At 65.5% G+C, this 15,398-nt stretch carries 11 protein-coding genes; 2 read left to right on the forward strand and 9 right to left on the reverse strand.

Annotated elements, in window-relative coordinates:
• Positions 1–2: 2 nt before the first annotated feature.
• Entirely contained in the window at positions 3–1,190 is a 1,188-nt protein-coding gene (locus WS66_RS21210; RefSeq protein ID WP_059606698.1) for a MexX/AxyX family multidrug efflux RND transporter periplasmic adaptor subunit, read from the reverse strand.
• A 150-nt stretch (positions 1,191–1,340) separates the two neighbouring features.
• On the opposite strand from WS66_RS21210, the gene WS66_RS21215 reads away from it, so the two are divergent.
• Complete coding sequence (locus WS66_RS21215) at positions 1,341–1,988, forward strand: TetR family transcriptional regulator (protein ID WP_059606696.1); 648 nt, start codon at positions 1,341–1,343, stop codon at positions 1,986–1,988.
• A 330-nt stretch (positions 1,989–2,318) separates the two neighbouring features.
• Positions 2,319–3,596 (forward strand): M23 family metallopeptidase, encoded by a 1,278-nt coding sequence (locus WS66_RS21220; RefSeq protein WP_059606694.1) that lies wholly within the window; start codon positions 2,319–2,321, stop codon positions 3,594–3,596.
• 138 nt (positions 3,597–3,734) lie between these two features.
• Here WS66_RS21220 and WS66_RS21225 read toward each other — a convergent pair whose 3' ends face one another.
• The 8 genes from WS66_RS21225 to WS66_RS21265 all read right to left on the reverse strand — a co-directional run bounded on the left by WS66_RS21225 (position 3,735) and on the right by WS66_RS21265 (position 15,393).
• The gene (locus WS66_RS21225; protein ID WP_059606692.1) at positions 3,735–4,460 is read right to left on the reverse strand and encodes an amino acid ABC transporter permease; all 726 of its coding nucleotides are present in this window, start codon (positions 4,458–4,460) and stop codon (positions 3,735–3,737) included.
• Between the two features lie 2 nt (positions 4,461–4,462).
• Positions 4,463–5,185, reverse strand: coding sequence for an amino acid ABC transporter permease (locus WS66_RS21230; protein ID WP_059606690.1), 723 nt, complete (start codon positions 5,183–5,185; stop codon positions 4,463–4,465).
• Positions 5,186–5,291: 106 nt separating this feature from the next.
• A complete protein-coding gene (locus WS66_RS21235; RefSeq protein WP_059606940.1) occupies positions 5,292–6,107 on the reverse strand; it encodes an ABC transporter substrate-binding protein in 816 nt (271 codons plus the stop codon).
• Between the two features lie 457 nt (positions 6,108–6,564).
• Positions 6,565–7,869, reverse strand: a complete 1,305-nt coding sequence (locus WS66_RS21240; protein WP_059606689.1) for an MFS family transporter — start codon at positions 7,867–7,869, stop codon at positions 6,565–6,567.
• 235 nt (positions 7,870–8,104) lie between these two features.
• The gene (locus tag WS66_RS21245; protein ID WP_059606687.1) at positions 8,105–9,784 is read right to left on the reverse strand and encodes a SpoVR family protein; all 1,680 of its coding nucleotides are present in this window, start codon (positions 9,782–9,784) and stop codon (positions 8,105–8,107) included.
• Complete coding sequence (locus WS66_RS21250; RefSeq protein WP_059606685.1) at positions 9,781–11,049, reverse strand: YeaH/YhbH family protein; 1,269 nt, start codon at positions 11,047–11,049, stop codon at positions 9,781–9,783. The genes WS66_RS21245 and WS66_RS21250 overlap by 4 nt, the downstream gene beginning before the upstream one ends.
• 125 nt (positions 11,050–11,174) lie before the next feature.
• The gene (locus WS66_RS21255) at positions 11,175–13,097 is read right to left on the reverse strand and encodes a PrkA family serine protein kinase (protein WP_059606682.1); all 1,923 of its coding nucleotides are present in this window, start codon (positions 13,095–13,097) and stop codon (positions 11,175–11,177) included.
• Positions 13,098–13,620: 523 nt separating this feature from the next.
• Positions 13,621–15,393 carry a methyl-accepting chemotaxis protein gene (locus tag WS66_RS21265; protein WP_059606938.1) on the reverse strand — a complete coding sequence of 591 codons (1,773 nt, stop codon included), beginning with the start codon at positions 15,391–15,393 and terminating at the stop codon, positions 13,621–13,623.
• Positions 15,394–15,398 lie beyond the last annotated feature (5 nt).

Here is a 15,398-nt window from a genome sequence, read left to right on the forward strand (position 1 = left end):
GGTCAGGATTGACGGGCGGCCGCCTGTGACGCAGCCTTCGTCGGCGTTGCCTGCTCGACGGGCTTGACGGCGGTATCGGGGGCGAACTGCGCGGCGTTGTCGACGATCACGCGCTCGCCGCCCGCGAGGCCGCGCGTGATGCGCCAGTCGCGTCCGCTCATCCGGTCGGCGACGACCTCGACGTCCTTCACCTTGCCGTTCGCGCCGACCACGCGCACCGACGTGCGGTCGGCCGTGCGCAGCAGCGCATCGCGCGGCACGAGGATCGCGCGCTGGTCGACGGCCGCGTCGAGCGCGATCCGCACGTACGCGCCCGGCAGCAGTTCGCGTTCGGGATTCGGGAACAGCGCGCGCATCTCGACGGTATCTGTGGTCGGGTCGACCGCGAGATCGCTGAACAGCAGCCTGCCCTTCAGCGGGTACGCGGTGCCGTCGGCACGCAACAGCGTCACCGTGACGTCGTGCTGCGCGATGCCCGTCGCGCGACCGCTCTTCACCGCACGGCGCAACGCATCGACGTCGGCCGCCGGCTGCGAGAAATTCACGTAGATCGGATCGAGCTGCTCGACGGTCGTGAGCGGCGTCGCCTGGTCCTGGCCGACGAGCGCACCTTCGGTCACGAGCGCGCGCCGCGCGCGGCCCGAAATCGGCGCGGTGACGGTTGCATAGTCGAGCTGCAGTTGCGCGCGGGCGAGTTCGGCCTTCGCCGAAGCGACGCCGGCCTTCGCCTGCGCGTCGTCGGCAACGGCCTCCGTGTGATCGCGCTCGCTGACCGCGTGGTCGCGCACGAGGTCGTCGTAACGGCGGCGCTTGTCGCTCGCCGCGAGCGCGGCGGCCTGCGCCTTCGCGAGCGCACCCTGTGCGGCGTCGCGTGCGGCCTTCAGCGGTGCCGGGTCGATGCGGAACAGCACCGCGCCCTGCTTCACTTCCTGGCCTTCTTCGTAAGTCCGCGCGGTGACGATGCCGGCGACCCGCGCGCGCACTTGCGCTTGCCGATACGCGTCGAGCCGGCCGGGCAATTCGACGGTCATCGGCACGGCCGTCGGACGCACCGTGACGACCGTCGCGTGCTGAATGGCCTCCGGCGCCTTGTCCTGTTCGCCCTTTCCGCATCCGGTCACGAGCAGCATGGCTGCGAGCGCGAACGGCGCCAGCCGAAGGCGGCGCTCCAGGGAGCGTTTGTTGTTCATGTATGACCTCGGATCGTTCGCCGCCGATACAATGCGGCGGCTCAGGGTGGCCGATTATAATCAGTCACGACTGATTAAATACATGTGGTTGCAATCCGACCGCGTCACTGTGTCAATTAAGCGACAGCGAACTGTAAGGAAATTCACGCCATGGCCCGCAAGACCCGGGAAGAATCGCTCGCCATCAAGCACCGGATCCTCGACGCCGCCGAGCTCGTCCTGCTCGAGAAAGGCGTCGCGCAAACCGCGATGGCGGACCTCGCCGAGGCCGCCGGGATGTCGCGGGGCGCCGTGTACGGCCACTACCGCAACAAGATGGAAGTGTGTCTCGCGATGTGCGACCGCGCGTTCGCTCGCACGTCGGAAGGCTTCGACACGGTCGACAGCCTGCCCGCGTTCGCCACGCTGCGCCGCGCGGCATCGCACTACCTGCAGCGATGCGGCGAGCCGGGCTCGATGCAGCGCGTGCTCGTGATCCTCTATACGAAGTGCGAACAGAGCGAGGAGAACGGCGCGCTGCTGCGGCGCCGCATGCTGCTCGAGCTGCAGATACTGCGCATCACCAAGGCGCTGCTGCGCCGCGCGATCGCGGCCGGCGAACTCGCCGCCGATCTCGACGTGCATCTCGCGGCCGTCTATCTCGTGTCGCTGCTCGAAGGCGTGTTCGCGTCGATGATCTGGACCAACCGGTTGCGCGGCAATTTGTGGAACGACGCGGAAGCGATGCTCGACGCCGGCTTCGACGCGGTCAGAACGTCCAGCGCGCTACGGGTGCCCGCGCAAAAATTGCCTGCTTGACGAAAAGCCGCGCAATAAATGCTGATTTAACCCGATTTACCGCAGTGCGAAACGAATGAGCTGACCCTCTTTAAAATTTTTAACGTTTCGCGGAACATCGGTAGACTGACGCTGTCATCTTTCTTTAGCGTCTTCGTGGTAATCCGGGTGCGACCCGGAAAGTTCACGCCGCCGTTCGAAGCGGGCCTGCCCGCGAGTTGGGTCGAACGGAAACGACACAGGCCCCTGGCGGGGCCTGTTTTGTTGCACGCCCGTCGCCTGCCCCCGTCGCCACCCGGCGGACATGCCGCCGATGGCTCCCGCCCACACCTCTTTGAACCGCTTTCCTGGATGTGGACACCTTTGGTCAAGCCTGCCGCAACCCCTGATGCTTTCGCGCCCGGCCGCGCGCAGCGCCTCGTGCGCGCGCTCGTGCCGGCCGCCGTCCTCGGCGCCCTCGCCGCCTTCGGTCTCGCCGCCGCGCTGCCGGCCGTCTCGCAACTGCCGGGGGCCGTCGATTCGGGCACGGCCGCGCTGCCGCAGCGCGTGCTGTCCGACACGCCGTTTCCCACCGCGCAACATTTCGTGACGAGCGAACTCGCGCGCACGATCGGCGAGCGCAACGAACTCAATGGACGCGGCGAGCGCAGCCTGCAGCCGGGCCTGTTCGCGCCGCTCAGCGCGCACCGCAACGACATGCTCGGCTATACGAGCCTGTTCCAGTTGGCGCCGCCCGAACAACAGCACGGGATGCGCGCGGGCGACATCGAACTCACGCTGTCCGATACGCTGAACCGTCTCGACGTACCGCCCGAGGTGCGCATCCAGCTCGGCGATCTCGTCACCGGCAAGGTCGATATGCGCGCCGGCGCACGGCGCGGCGACTACTACCGCCTCGCGTACGACACCAACAACGGCACGCCGCACCTCACCGCGCTCGAGCTGCGCGTCGCGGGCCGCACGTTCGGCGCGATCTGGTTCCGCGCGCCGGGCGCCGACCACGGCGCGTACTACACGCTCGACGGCGCACCGCTCGAGGCGGCCGCGTTCACGATGCCCGTCAAGTGGACGCGCATCAGCTCCTTCTTCGGCGAACGCATCCACCCGCTGTCGCAGGCGATGGCGTTCCATACCGGCGTCGACCTCGCCGCGCCGTCCGGCACACCGGTCAATGCGGCGGCCGATGGCGTCGTGTCGTTCGTCGGCACCGATCCGGGCGGCTACGGCCACTACGTGATCGTCGATCACGCGGACGGTTATTCGACCTACTACGCCCACCTGTCCGCGTACGCGCGCGGACTGAAGACCGGCGAAACCGTGAAGCAGGGGCAACGCCTCGGCTCGGTCGGGATGACCGGCGCGGCCACCGGCCCGCATCTGCACTTCGAAGTGCGCGTCGCGAACGATCCGGTCGATCCGCTCGTCACGCTCGCGAACGCGCAGACCGGGCTGTCCGACATGCAGCTCACCGCGTTCCGCCAGGAAGCGACGCAATGGCGCTTCCGCCTCGCGTCGATCAGTACGACGCCGTTCGCGTTCGCGCAGAGCGACGGCCCGCTGTGGGGCGACTTCGCGACCGGCCCGTCGACGCTGCGCTCGGTGTTCGATACGCACTACAGCGCGTCCTGACGCCGACGCACCGACGCACCCCGAACCTCATCACGCCCGTCGCCGCTCGAGCAGTGGCGACGCGGCCCGCAGCGGATCGCCGCAAGCGACCGATCTTCATCGCCGGCAATGCGCGGCGGGCTTCGCACGCGCCCGTCGTCACCGCGCGGGTTCCGTGCGCTCGGCCGCCGCCCGCGCGACGCGCTCCGCAGGCGGGCGACGCGACAGCAGCCAGCGCGCCGCGCCGTCGAGCGACGTGCACAGCACCAGATAGATCGCCGCGACGAACAGGAAGATCGGCGCCGGATAGACCATCAGCCGGTTGTTCACCTGCGTCGCGACGAACGACAGTTCCGGCACGCCGACGATGTACGCGAGCGACGTGTCCTTCACGAGCGCGACCCACTGGTTGACGAACGACGGCGTCATGATCCGGATCGCCTGCGGCAGCAGCACGTAGCGCACGGTCTGCCAGCGCGTGAGCCCGAGCGACAGCCCCGCCTGCCACTGCCCGTCGCCTGCCGCGACGATGCCCGCATGCACGGCATGCGCGAGATACGCACCGCCGATCAGCGCCAGCGCACACACGACCGTCGCGAGCCCCGGCACGTCCATGTGCAGCAGCATCGGCATCAGGAAATACGTCCAGAAGATCAGCATCAGCAGGGGAATCGCGCGGAAGAAGCCGATGAGCGCGAGCAGCAGCACGCGCAGCGGGCCGCGCGCGAGCGCCATCGCGACGCCGAGCGCTACGCCCAGCACCGCGGACGCGAGCGCCGACGCGATCGCGAGCATGAGCGACAGCGCGGCACCGCCGAGCGCGCCGTCCGGGAACGCGCCGACGAGCAGGTGCGGCAGGTTGTCGAGCAGCAGCGAGAAGTCCATCGTCAACGCCCCGCCCCGAGCCGGTCGCGCCATTGCGTGGCCGCGTATGCGCCGGCCTCGATCGCGGCCACCGCGGCGATGTACAGCACGGTCGCGACACCGAACGCGGCGAACGTCTTGAACGTCTCGGTCTCGACCTGCCGCGACGCATACGACAGCTCGGCGACGCCGATCGCCATCGCGAGCGACGAGTTCTTCACGAGATTCATGTATTGCCCGAACAACGGCGGCAGCGCGATGCGCACGGCCTGCGGCAGCACGACGTAGCGCAGCGACTGCATTGGCGTGAGGCCGAGCGCCGCAGCCGCATCGTGCTGCGCGCGGCGCACGCCGCGCAGCCCGGCTTCGCATTCCTCGGCGACGAACGCGGCCGTGTACGCGCTCAACCCGAACCAGCCCGCGACGAACTCGAACGACGGCCACGCAAGCGTGAACGGGCCCGCGCTCAGTTGATGGCGCGCGTTCAGCCACGCGACCCACGTATCGGGCAGCAACGACGCGACGCCGAAATACCAGAACAACAACTGCACGAGCAGCGGCGTGTTGCGGAACGCGACGACGTAACCGGCCGCCAGCGTACGGGGCACGATGCCGCGCGCATGCCGCATGACGGCGAGCAGCAGCCCGCCGACGGTCGCGGCGAGCGCCGACGCGGCCGCGAGGCCGAGCGTCAGCAGGAAGCCCTGCCAGAGCCAGGACAGATATTTGGGAGCCAACCCGAGCATGCCTTGGTGCGCGCGCGAAGCGCGCGATCGAAAAGAAACGGAAAGCGCCGCGGCCCCTGCGCACCGGCGTGGCCGGCGGCGGAACGCGGCGCACCTGGCGTGGGACTCAGGTCTTGTCGCCGATGCGGAAGATGCGCGTGAGCGGCGTCTTCGTCGTCGGCCCGAACCACGCGTCGTAGATCTGCCCCGCGCGGCCGTTCGCCTCGAGGCCCTTCAGCGTGTCGTTGACGAAGCCGAGCAGGCGTGTCTCGCCCTTCGGCACGCCGACGCCCATGTAGTCGTTCGAGATCGTGAACGCCGGGATCTCGTAGTTCTGCTTGTCGGGCACGTTCGCGAGCAGGCCGATCAGTTTCGGCCCGTCCTGCGTGATCGCCTGCACGTTGCCGGCGCGCAGCGCGGCGAACGCGAACGGCGTGTCGTCGTACGCGACGATCGTCGCTTTCGGGAATTTCTCGCGCAGCGTGATTTCGTTCGTCGTGCCCTTGTCCGCGCCGACGCGCAGGCTGTTCAACTGGTCGGCCGATTTCAGCACGCCCTTCTTCGCGAGAAACTGCTGGCCCGACGAGAAATACGGGATGCTGAAGTCGACCTGCTTCGCGCGCTCGTCGGTGATCGTGAAGTTCGCGAGCACCAGATCGACCTTGCCGGAAGTCAGGAACGGAATGCGGTTCGCGGGATTGGTCGGCTGCAGTTGCAGCTTCACGCCGAGCTTGTCGGCCAATGCCTTCGCATAGTCGACGTCGAGGCCGACGATGTGATTGCTCTTGCCGTCGACATAGCCGAACGGCGGATTGCTGTCGAAGGTCGCGACGCGCAGCACGCCGGCCTTCCTGATGTCGTCGAGGCGGTCCGCGTGCGCGACCGTGCCGGCCGTGACGAGGGCGGCCCCGACGAGCCACGTAGCGAGAGTGTGGATTTTCATGAGCACGACCTGATTTGTCATGAAGGCCGCCGCGGATCGCGCGGCGGCCGGTTCGAGGAACATCGCGACGTTGTGTGTCGTCGCGAAGCCGCCAACGTATCAGCGCGTGCGGCGATTCCGAACCAACAAATGGTGCTTTGCTCTGCGGCTTTCGTGATGAGGCTTGCAGGCGACGGGCATCGCGCAACGCTTCGAAAAAAAGACGCCCGCTGCACGCAGCGGGCGCGAATCCCAGTCAAGGAGGTGTCACACGAACTACGGGTTCAGAATAAAAGCACCGCCCGCGGCGAACAACGAAGCGATTCCGATATCGATATCGCGCGTCCCGCGATGAGCTTGCACGCGTCCATGCGAAGCCGTCGCGCATGAAAAAACGGCGCGCCGCCTGTGAGGCGGAGCGCCGTCCCGTTGCACGTTGCCGGTCGATGCGGGCAGCTTCGCGAGGCTGCCCCGCCGATCACGGTTCGTGACGCAGATACCCAACCTTGCTCGGATCGCGCATCCGCCACGACACGAGCAGCGAGATCGCGCACAGCACGGTCACATACCAGTAGAAGGTTTCCTCGCTGCCCTTCGACTTGAACCACAGCGCGACATACTCGGCCGAGCCGCCGAAGATCGCGTTCGCGACCGCATACGACAGGCCGACGCCCATCGCGCGCACTTCGGGCGGGAACATCTCGGCCTTGATGAGGCCGCTGATCGACGTGTAGAAGCTGACGATCGCGAGCGCGATCGTGATCAGCACGAACGCGGCCGTCGGGCTCGTCACGGTCTTCAGCGTGTGCATCAGCGGCACCGTGCCGATCACCGCGAACACGCCGAACAGGATCATCGACGTGCGGCGGCCGATCTTGTCGGACAGCGCGCCGAACACCGGCTGGATCAGCATGTAGACGAGCAGCGCGACGGTCATCACGTTGCTGGCCGTCTTCGCGTGCATGCCGGCCGTGTTCACCAGGTACTTCTGCATGTACGTGGTGAACGTGTAGAAGATCAGCGAGCCGCCGGCCGTGAAACCGACCACCGTGAAGAAGGCGCCCTTGTGACGCCACACGCCGCGGATCGTGCCCGCATCCTTCTTGTCGCGCGATGCGCTCGTCGACGTCTCGTCGAGCGATTTGCGCAGGTACAGCGAGATCAGCGCGGCCGCCGCGCCGCAGACGAACGGAATGCGCCAGCCCCACGCCTTCAGTTCGTCATTCGACAGCGCCTGCTGCAGGATCACCAGCACCAGCAGCGCGCACAGCTGGCCGCCGATCAGCGTCACGTACTGGAACGACGCGAAGAAGCCGCGCCGCCCTTTAAGCGCGACCTCACTCATGTAGGTCGCGCTCGTCCCGTATTCGCCGCCCACCGACAGGCCCTGGAACAGACGGGCGACCAGCAGCAGCGCCGGTGCGAGCGCGCCGATCTGCGCGTAGGTCGGCAGCACCGCGATCACGAGCGAGCCGCCGCACATCATCAGCACCGAGATCATCATCGCCGCGCGGCGGCCATGACGGTCGGCGATACGGCCGAACAGCCAGCCGCCGATCGGACGCATCAGGAAGCCGGCCGCGAACACGCCGGCCGTGTTCAGCAGCTGCGTCGTCGTGTTGCCGCTCGGGAAGAACGCCGGTGCGAAGTACAGCGCGCAGAACGAGTAGATGTAGAAGTCGAACCACTCGACGAGGTTGCCCGACGAGGCGCCGACGATGGCGAATACGCGCCGCCGGGTGTCTTGCGCGGACAGCGCAGCTTGGTCGGTCTGGACGTCCATGGGTTGGTCTGTTCCTTTTAGTGCTTTCTGGGCGAGACGGCTGGGGGCCGCCGCGTGCGGTCGCACGTGGCACCGGTTCCGGCGCACGGCGCTACGGGATTTTAGCGAAATGTAAAGTAAAAGGCTTTCCGGGTTCGTCCGGATGTAGAAAAATTTTCTCGCGCCACGCGTTCGTCATATGAAAACGCCAGCCGCGAGGCTGGCGTCCGGTGCAAACTATTCCCGGTCTCGATGCTCAGACACGCACCTCCGGCGGCACGTAGCGGCACTCGTAGCGCTTGCGCACGGTGCCGGCCTCGTCGACGCTTTCCAGGAACACGTCGAACTGCCAGAGCCGCGCCATGTGCTTGAGCACTTCGTCGCTGTCGTTCGACAGATGGCGGTTGTCGGTCATGAAGTGGCGCAACGTGAGGCTGCGGTCGCCGCGCGTGTTCACCGCCCACACCTGGATGTTCGGCTCGCGGTGATGGATGTCGTACTGCCGCGACAACGCCTGCCGCACGTACTGGTAGCCGGACTCGTCGTGGATCGCCGATACCTCGAGCGAATCGCGCATGTCGTCGTCGAGCACCGAGAACAGCCGCATCTCGCGGATCAGGCTCGGCGACAGGTACTGCGCGATGAAGCTCTCGTCCTTGAAGTTGCGCATCGCGTAGTGCATCGCCGGCAGCCACGGTGTGCCCGCGATCTCCGGAAACCACTTGTAGTCCTCTTCCGTCGGCGCCTCGCAGATCCGCCGGATGTCGCTCATCATCGAGAAGCCGAGCGCATACGGGTTGATCCCGCTGTAGTACGGCTTCGTGACCGGCGGCTGATAGACCACGTTGCTGTGCGAATGCAGGAACTCCATCATGAAGCCGTCTTCCAGCTTGCCCTGGTTGTACAGCGTATTGAGCAGCGTGTAGTGCCAGAACGTCGCCCAGCCTTCGTTCATCACCTGCGTCTGCCGCTGCGGATAGAAATACTGGCCGATCTTGCGCACGATGCGGATCACTTCGCGCTCCCACGGCTCGAGCAGCGGCGCGTTCTTCTCCGCGAAATACAGCAGGTTCTCCTGCGGCTCGGGCGGATAGCGCTCCTCCTGCTCCTCCATCTGCTCGGGCTTCTTGCCCGGCAGCGTGCGCCACAGCTCGTTGACCTGCGACTGCAGATACGCCTCGCGCTCGCGCCGCAGCGCGGCCTCCTTCGACAGGGACGGCTTCTGCGGCCGCTTGTAGCGGTCGACGCCGTAGTTCATCAGCGCATGGCACGAATCGAGCAGTTCCTCGACGCGGTCGAGCCCGTAGCGCTCCTCGCATTCGGCGACGTAGTTCTTCGCGTACACGAGATAGTCGATGATCGCATGCGCGTCGGTCCACAGCCTGAACAGATAGTTGCCCTTGAAGAACGAGTTGTGGCCATACGCCGCGTGCGCGATGACGAGCGCCTGCATCGTCATCGTGTTCTCTTCCATCAGATACGCGATGCACGGATTCGAGTTGATGACGATCTCGTAGGCAAGCCCCATCTGGCCGCGGCGATAGCTCTTCTCGGTCGCGAGGAAATGCTTGCCGAACGACCAGTGGCGATAGTTGACCGGCATCCCGACCGACGCATACGCATCCATCATCTGCTCGGCGCTGATCAGTTCGAGCTGGATCGGATAGATGTCGAGCTCGTACTGCTCGGCGACCTGCGAGATGTGCGTGTCGTATTCCTCGAGCAATTCAAAGGTCCAGTCGGACGGGCACGGCAGCGGCTTGCGTTCGGCAACGTTCATACGCGCTTCCTTCTGCCCGGCAGCGGGCAAGTCGGCGGCCGGCGCCGCCGGCTCGGTCCGGCCGCTTTGCTGCGATGCGGCAGGGCCGGCCGTGTCGTCGCCGGAAGGGCGCGGCGCGTAGCCGCGCGACTCGTTGTGCAGATGGCGGGTCGTCATGACGTTTCCACCTGCTTTTCGAACAATTCGCGAAACACCGGGTAAATGTCGGCAGCCGATTCGACTTTTTTCATCGCGAGGTGCGGTTGCGACAGCGCCAGTTGCGCATACTCCAGCCACAGGTTCTGCTCTTCGGGTGCGACCTGGATATACGCGAAGTAACGCGTCTTGGTGAGGATATCCTCTTCCAGGATTTTGCGACACTTCGGCGAATCGTCGGTCCAGTTGTCGCCGTCGGACGCCTGCGCGCCGTAGATGTTCCACTCGGTCGGCGAGTAGCGCTCGTTCATCACCTTGCGCATCAGTTCGAGCGCGCTCGACACGACCGTGCCGCCGCTTTCGGTCGAATGGAAGAAGGTGTCCTCGTCGACCTCCTCGGCACGCGTGTGGTGTCGGATGAATACGACCTCGATGCGCTCGTAGTTGCGCTTCAGGAACAGGTACAGGAGGATGAAGAAGCGCTTCGCGAGATCCTTGCGCTGCTCGTCCATCGAGCCCGACACGTCCATCAGGCAGAACATCACGGCCTGGCTCGACGGTTGCGGCTGCTTCACGCGATTGATGTAGCGCAGGTCGAACGGATCGATGAACGGGATCCGCCAGATGCGCCCCTTCAGGTGATGGATCTCGGCCTCGAGCGTCGCGATTTCCGCGCGGCGGTCTTCCGGGTCGAGCTTCATCGCCTCGAGCTGCGCTTCCAGCTCGCGCAACTCGTTGACGAGCGGCGAGCCGAGCGCGATGCGCCGGCCGAGCGCGCTGCGCAGCGAACGCACGACGTCGATGTTGTTCGGTGTGCCTTCCGCCGACCAGCCCGCGCGCACGTTCTTCCAGCTCGGCACCGTCAGCAGGTGCGTCTTCACGAGGCGCGGCAGTTCGAGATCGTCGAAGAAATACTGCATGAATTCGTCGCGCGACAACTCGAACACGAAGTCGTCCTGCCCTTCGCCCTCGTTGCTCGCCTGACTGCCGCCGCCACCCGAACCGCCCTGCGGACGCGGAATCTTGTCACCGCGCACGTAGTCTTCGTTGCCCGGGTGCACATATTCACGACGCCCGCCAGGCCCGTGCCGGAAATTCGGCTCGGCGATGTCCTTGCGCGGAATCGTGATGCTTTGCGTGCTCTGGATATCCTTGATGCTACGGTCGCGCACCGCGTCGGACACGGCACGACGAATGTAGTTCTTGACGCGACGCAGAAAGCGTTCGCGGTTGGCGATGCTCTTGTTCTTGCCGGCCAGCCTGCGGTCGATGATTTGATGAAGCACTCCCGGTCTCCCGCTCGAAAATCGATCTGCCGGGGCACTCGCCGCGCATGCCGTCTGCCGTCATGCGGGCGGCGCCTCTGAAGGTGCCCGTACGGACTCGCCGTACGGGCGCGGTACCGCGCGCGTCATGACGACTTGCGCACGCGCAGGTACCAGTCGCAAAGCAGCCTCACCTGCTTCGGCGTATAGCCCTTCGCGACCATCCGGTTCACAAAGTCCTCATGCTTGCGTTGCTCCTCCGCCGACCCCTTCGCGTTGAACGAAATGACCGGCAACAGTTCCTCGGTATTCGAGAACATCTTCTTCTCGATCACGACGCGCAACTTCTCGTAGCTCGTCCACACGGGGTTCTTCCCGGCGTTCGCCGCCCGCGCGCGCAACACGAAGTTCACGATCTCGTTGCGGTAATCCTTCGGATTGCTGATCCCGGCCGGCTTCTCGATCTTCTCCAGTTCCGCATTCAGCGCGGCGCGGTCGAAGCTCTCGCCCGTGTCGTGATCGCGGAATTCCTGATCCTGGATCCAGAAGTCCGCATACGTGACGTAGCGGTCGAAGATGTTCTGCCCGTACTCCGAATACGATTCGAGATAAGCCGTCTGGATCTCCTTGCCAATGAAGTCCGCATAGCGCGACGCGAGCACATCCTTCACGAACGACAGGTATTTCTGCTCGGTCTCCGGCGGGAATTGCTCGCGTTCGATCTGCTGTTCGAGCACGTACATCAGGTGCACGGGGTTCGCCGCGACCTCGCTCGAATCGAAGTTGAACACGCGCGACAGGATCTTGAACGCGAAGCGTGTCGACACGCCCGTCATCCCTTCGTCCACGCCCGCGTAATCGCGATACTCCTGGTACGACTTCGCCTTCGGATCGGTGTCCTTCAGGTTTTCGCCGTCATACACCTGCATCTTCGAGAACAGGCTCGAATTCTCCGGCTCGTGCAGGCGCGACAGCACCGAGAACTGCGACATCATCTTCAGCGTGCCCGGCGCGCACACGGCTTCGGCCAGCGACGAATTGCGGATCAGCTTCTCGTAGATCTTCGTCTCTTCCGACACGCGCAGGCAGTAAGGCACCTTCACGACGAAGATCCGGTCGAGCAGCGCCTCGTTGTTGCGGTTGTTGCGGAATGCCTTCCACTCCGACTCGTTCGAGTGCGCGAGAATCACGCCGTCGAACGGAATCGCGCCGAATCCTTCGGTGCCCTTGAAGTTGCCTTCCTGCGTCGCGGTCAGGAGCGGGTGCAGCACCTTGATCGGCGCCTTGAACATTTCGACGAATTCGAGCAGGCCCTGGTTCGCCAGGCACAGGCCGCCCGAATAGCTGTACGCATCGGCATCGTCCTGCGCGTACTGTTCGAGCTTGCGGATGTCGACCTTGCCGACGAGCGACGAGATGTCCTGGTTGTTCTCGTCGCCAGGCTCCGTCTTTGCGATACCGATCTGACGAAGGATCGACGGATAGCGGCGCACCACGCGGAACTGGCGGATGTCGCCGTTGTATTCGTGCAGGCGCTTGACGGCCCACGGACTCAGGATGCTCTTCAGGTAGCGGCGTGGAATGCCGTATTGCTCTTCGAGGATCGGGCCGTCCTCGTCGTAGTCGAACAGCCCGAGCGGCGATTCGTTGACGGGCGAACCCTTCAGCGCATAGAACGGCACGCGCTCCATCAGTTGCTTCAGGCGCTCGGCGATCGACGACTTCCCGCCGCCCACCGGGCCGAGCAGGTAGAGGATCTGCTTCTTTTCCTCGAGCCCTTGCGCAGCGTGGCGGAAGTACGCGACCACCTGCTCGATCACTTCCTCCATTCCGTAGAACTCACGGAACGCGGGATAGACCTTGATAACCTTGTTCGCGAAGATCCGCGACAGGCGCGGGTCGTTGCGGGTATCGACTTGTTCCGGTTCCCCGATTGCAGCCAGCATGCGTTCGCCAGCCGTGGCGTACGCTGACGGATCGTTCTTGCAGAGCGCGAGGTACTCCTCCAGCGAGAACTCTTCCTCTCGCGTTTTTTCGAAGCGGTTCGCGAAGCTGCTGTAAATATCCATGCTACCTCCCTCGCCTGAGTCTGAAGACGTGCCTGCCTTCTATGACTGCGCAGAAGCAAGCGCGTTCGAATTCATCCTAAACCCTTTCTTATTTTTTTTCACGAACTCTTCGTATGAAGTTCGTCATTCTCGACAACACCGCTTGGACAACGCATTTCGACGCTTTACAATCGATCTCCCGAGCCGCAGAAACTGCATCCGCCGCGTCTCGTCGAGCATCGGAACATCTCGTACGTTGGATGCCTCCGCCGTCGTCGCCTCGCCCTTCACTCCCCCCTTCATCCCTATACGTTCGAGCAGACGTTTTCGACGACACGCCGCGCGCACCGTTACAAATTTTTTTCGCATCGTCCGGAGATACCCGTAGCGCGGATGCGCACATGCAACGCGCGTGGCGACGCACGCACGTTCACGCGCGCTGTCACATTTCATCGGCCGTCGAAACGACGACGCCCGCATGTCGCGGGCGTCGTGTGCTGCCTCGTCTGCTGCCAAATGGGGATAGATGCGCGGCGCGCGCGACTCAGAACGTTTCCCAGTCGTCAGCGCCGGCAGACGCAGCCACCGGTGCGGGTGCAGCGGCCGCGGCCGCCGGCTTGCGAGCCGGTGCCGCGCGCTTCGGTGCTGCATCGCGGTCGTTGCGCGCCCCGGATGGTGCGGGCGGCGAAGCCGGCACGACAGCCTGCACGACAGCCGGTGCGGCCACCGAGCGCGGCGCCTGGCGCGCAGCGGCGACGACCGGCCCGGCCGCGTCGTCATCGATCCGGAACACCGACGCCGTTTCGCGCAGGCGCGCGGCCTGCTCATCGAGCGATTGCGCGGCGGCCGCCGCCTCCTCGACGAGCGCGGCGTTCTGCTGCGTGACCTCGTCCATCTGCGCGACCGCGCGCGCGACCTGGTCGATGCCGCCGCTCTGCTCCTCGGACGCCGCCGCGATCTCGCCCATGATGTCCGTCACGCGCTGCACCGCACCGATCACGTCGCTCATCGTGCGGCCCGCTTCGTCGACCAGCGTCGAACCCGTCCGGATACGCTCCACCGACGCGTCGATCAGCGCCTTGATCTCCTTGGCCGCGCTCGACGAGCGCTGCGCGAGGCTGCGCACCTCACCCGCGACGACCGCGAAGCCGCGGCCTTCCTCGCCGGCGCGCGCGGCTTCGACGGCCGCGTTCAGCGCCAGAATGTTGGTCTGGAAGGCGATGCCCTCGATGATCGCGATGATGTCCGCGATCTTCGCCGAGCTGTCGTTGATCTCGCCCATCGTGCCGACCACCTGGCCGACCACCGTATTTCCCTTGTTTGCAATCTCCGACGCGTTCGCGGCCAGCGCGCTTGCCTGCCGCGCGTTGTCCGCGTTCTGCTTCACGGTGCCGGTCAGTTGCTCCATGCTCGATGCGGTTTCCTGCAGCGCGGACGCCTGCTCCTCCGTGCGCGACGACAGGTCGATGTTGCCGGCGGCGATCTGGCGGGCCGCGGTCGCGATCGATTCGCTGCCGCCGCGCACGGTGCGCACCGTGTCGACCAGCCCGCGCTGCATTTTCCCGAGACCGTCGAGGAGCTGGCCCATTTCGTCGCGCCGATGCACCACGATCGAGCGGCGCAGGTCGCCCGCGGCGATCGCGTCGAAATGCGCGAGCGCGTCCGCGAGCGGACGGCCGATCGCACGACTGAGCGTCAACCAAGACAGCACCGCGGCAACCAGACCAGCCGCCAGCAGGACGATCGACAGCAAGCGCAGCGTTTCGAACGTCGATTCCGAATGATCGAAGCCCGACTGCGCGGTGCTGAACTGGAAATTGCGCAGCGCCTCGCTCGCAACCGCGAGATCGTTGTAAAGCACCTGGAGCTGCTTGGCGCCATCGCCGATCCGGTCGTGGTCGCCCGTCGCGACAAGGCCTCCGAACGTGTCGCAACTGCGCTGTAGCGCCTGCCGCTTCGCGGACACGTCCTGCGCGAGCCGGTCCTCCTCCGCATCGCGCGGCAGCACGAGGTACTTTTTCCACCACGCATCGGACTGCGCGCGCATCGCGCGGCTCCGCTCCACCGCGGCAGCCGAGTCGGGTGTCCCCGCCAGCAGCGCGGCGCGATCGAGCGCTAGACGCTCGCGCGCCGCGTACATTTCGGCAACGGCCACGTCGACCGCGCTCGGCATCTGGTTCGTGAAAATCTCGCGCGTCGCGTCGTTCGCGCGCGTCATCCCGTACACGCCCAGCACGCCGATCACGCCCAGCAGTACCGCGAGAAACGCCATCGTCAAACCGATGCGTGCACGTATCGTCAGGTTTCCGATCACCATCATTC

Origin of the sequence: Burkholderia sp. LA-2-3-30-S1-D2 (genome assembly GCF_001523915.2) — a bacterium.
Lineage (GTDB): Bacteria > Pseudomonadota > Gammaproteobacteria > Burkholderiales > Burkholderiaceae > Burkholderia > Burkholderia diffusa.

Bases quoted from the DNA above. Each gene is read 5' to 3' on its own strand.
- WS66_RS21245 (WP_059606687.1), bottom strand. From the start codon at position 9,784: ATGACGACCCGCCATCTGCACAACGAGTCGCGCGGCTACGCGCCGCGC.
- WS66_RS21255 (WP_059606682.1), bottom strand. From the start codon at position 13,097: ATGGATATTTACAGCAGCTTCGCGAACCGCTTCGAAAAAACGCGAGAG.
- WS66_RS21215 (WP_059606696.1), top strand. From the start codon at position 1,341: ATGGCCCGCAAGACCCGGGAAGAATCGCTCGCCATCAAGCACCGGATC.
- WS66_RS21265 (WP_059606938.1), bottom strand. From the start codon at position 15,393: ATGGTGATCGGAAACCTGACGATACGTGCACGCATCGGTTTGACGATG.
- WS66_RS21210 (WP_059606698.1), bottom strand. From the start codon at position 1,190: ATGAACAACAAACGCTCCCTGGAGCGCCGCCTTCGGCTGGCGCCGTTC.
- WS66_RS21230 (WP_059606690.1), bottom strand. From the start codon at position 5,185: ATGCTCGGGTTGGCTCCCAAATATCTGTCCTGGCTCTGGCAGGGCTTC.
- WS66_RS21235 (WP_059606940.1), bottom strand. From the start codon at position 6,107: ATGAAAATCCACACTCTCGCTACGTGGCTCGTCGGGGCCGCCCTCGTC.
- WS66_RS21225 (WP_059606692.1), bottom strand. From the start codon at position 4,460: ATGGACTTCTCGCTGCTGCTCGACAACCTGCCGCACCTGCTCGTCGGC.
- WS66_RS21240 (WP_059606689.1), bottom strand. From the start codon at position 7,869: ATGGACGTCCAGACCGACCAAGCTGCGCTGTCCGCGCAAGACACCCGG.
- WS66_RS21220 (WP_059606694.1), top strand. From the start codon at position 2,319: ATGTGGACACCTTTGGTCAAGCCTGCCGCAACCCCTGATGCTTTCGCG.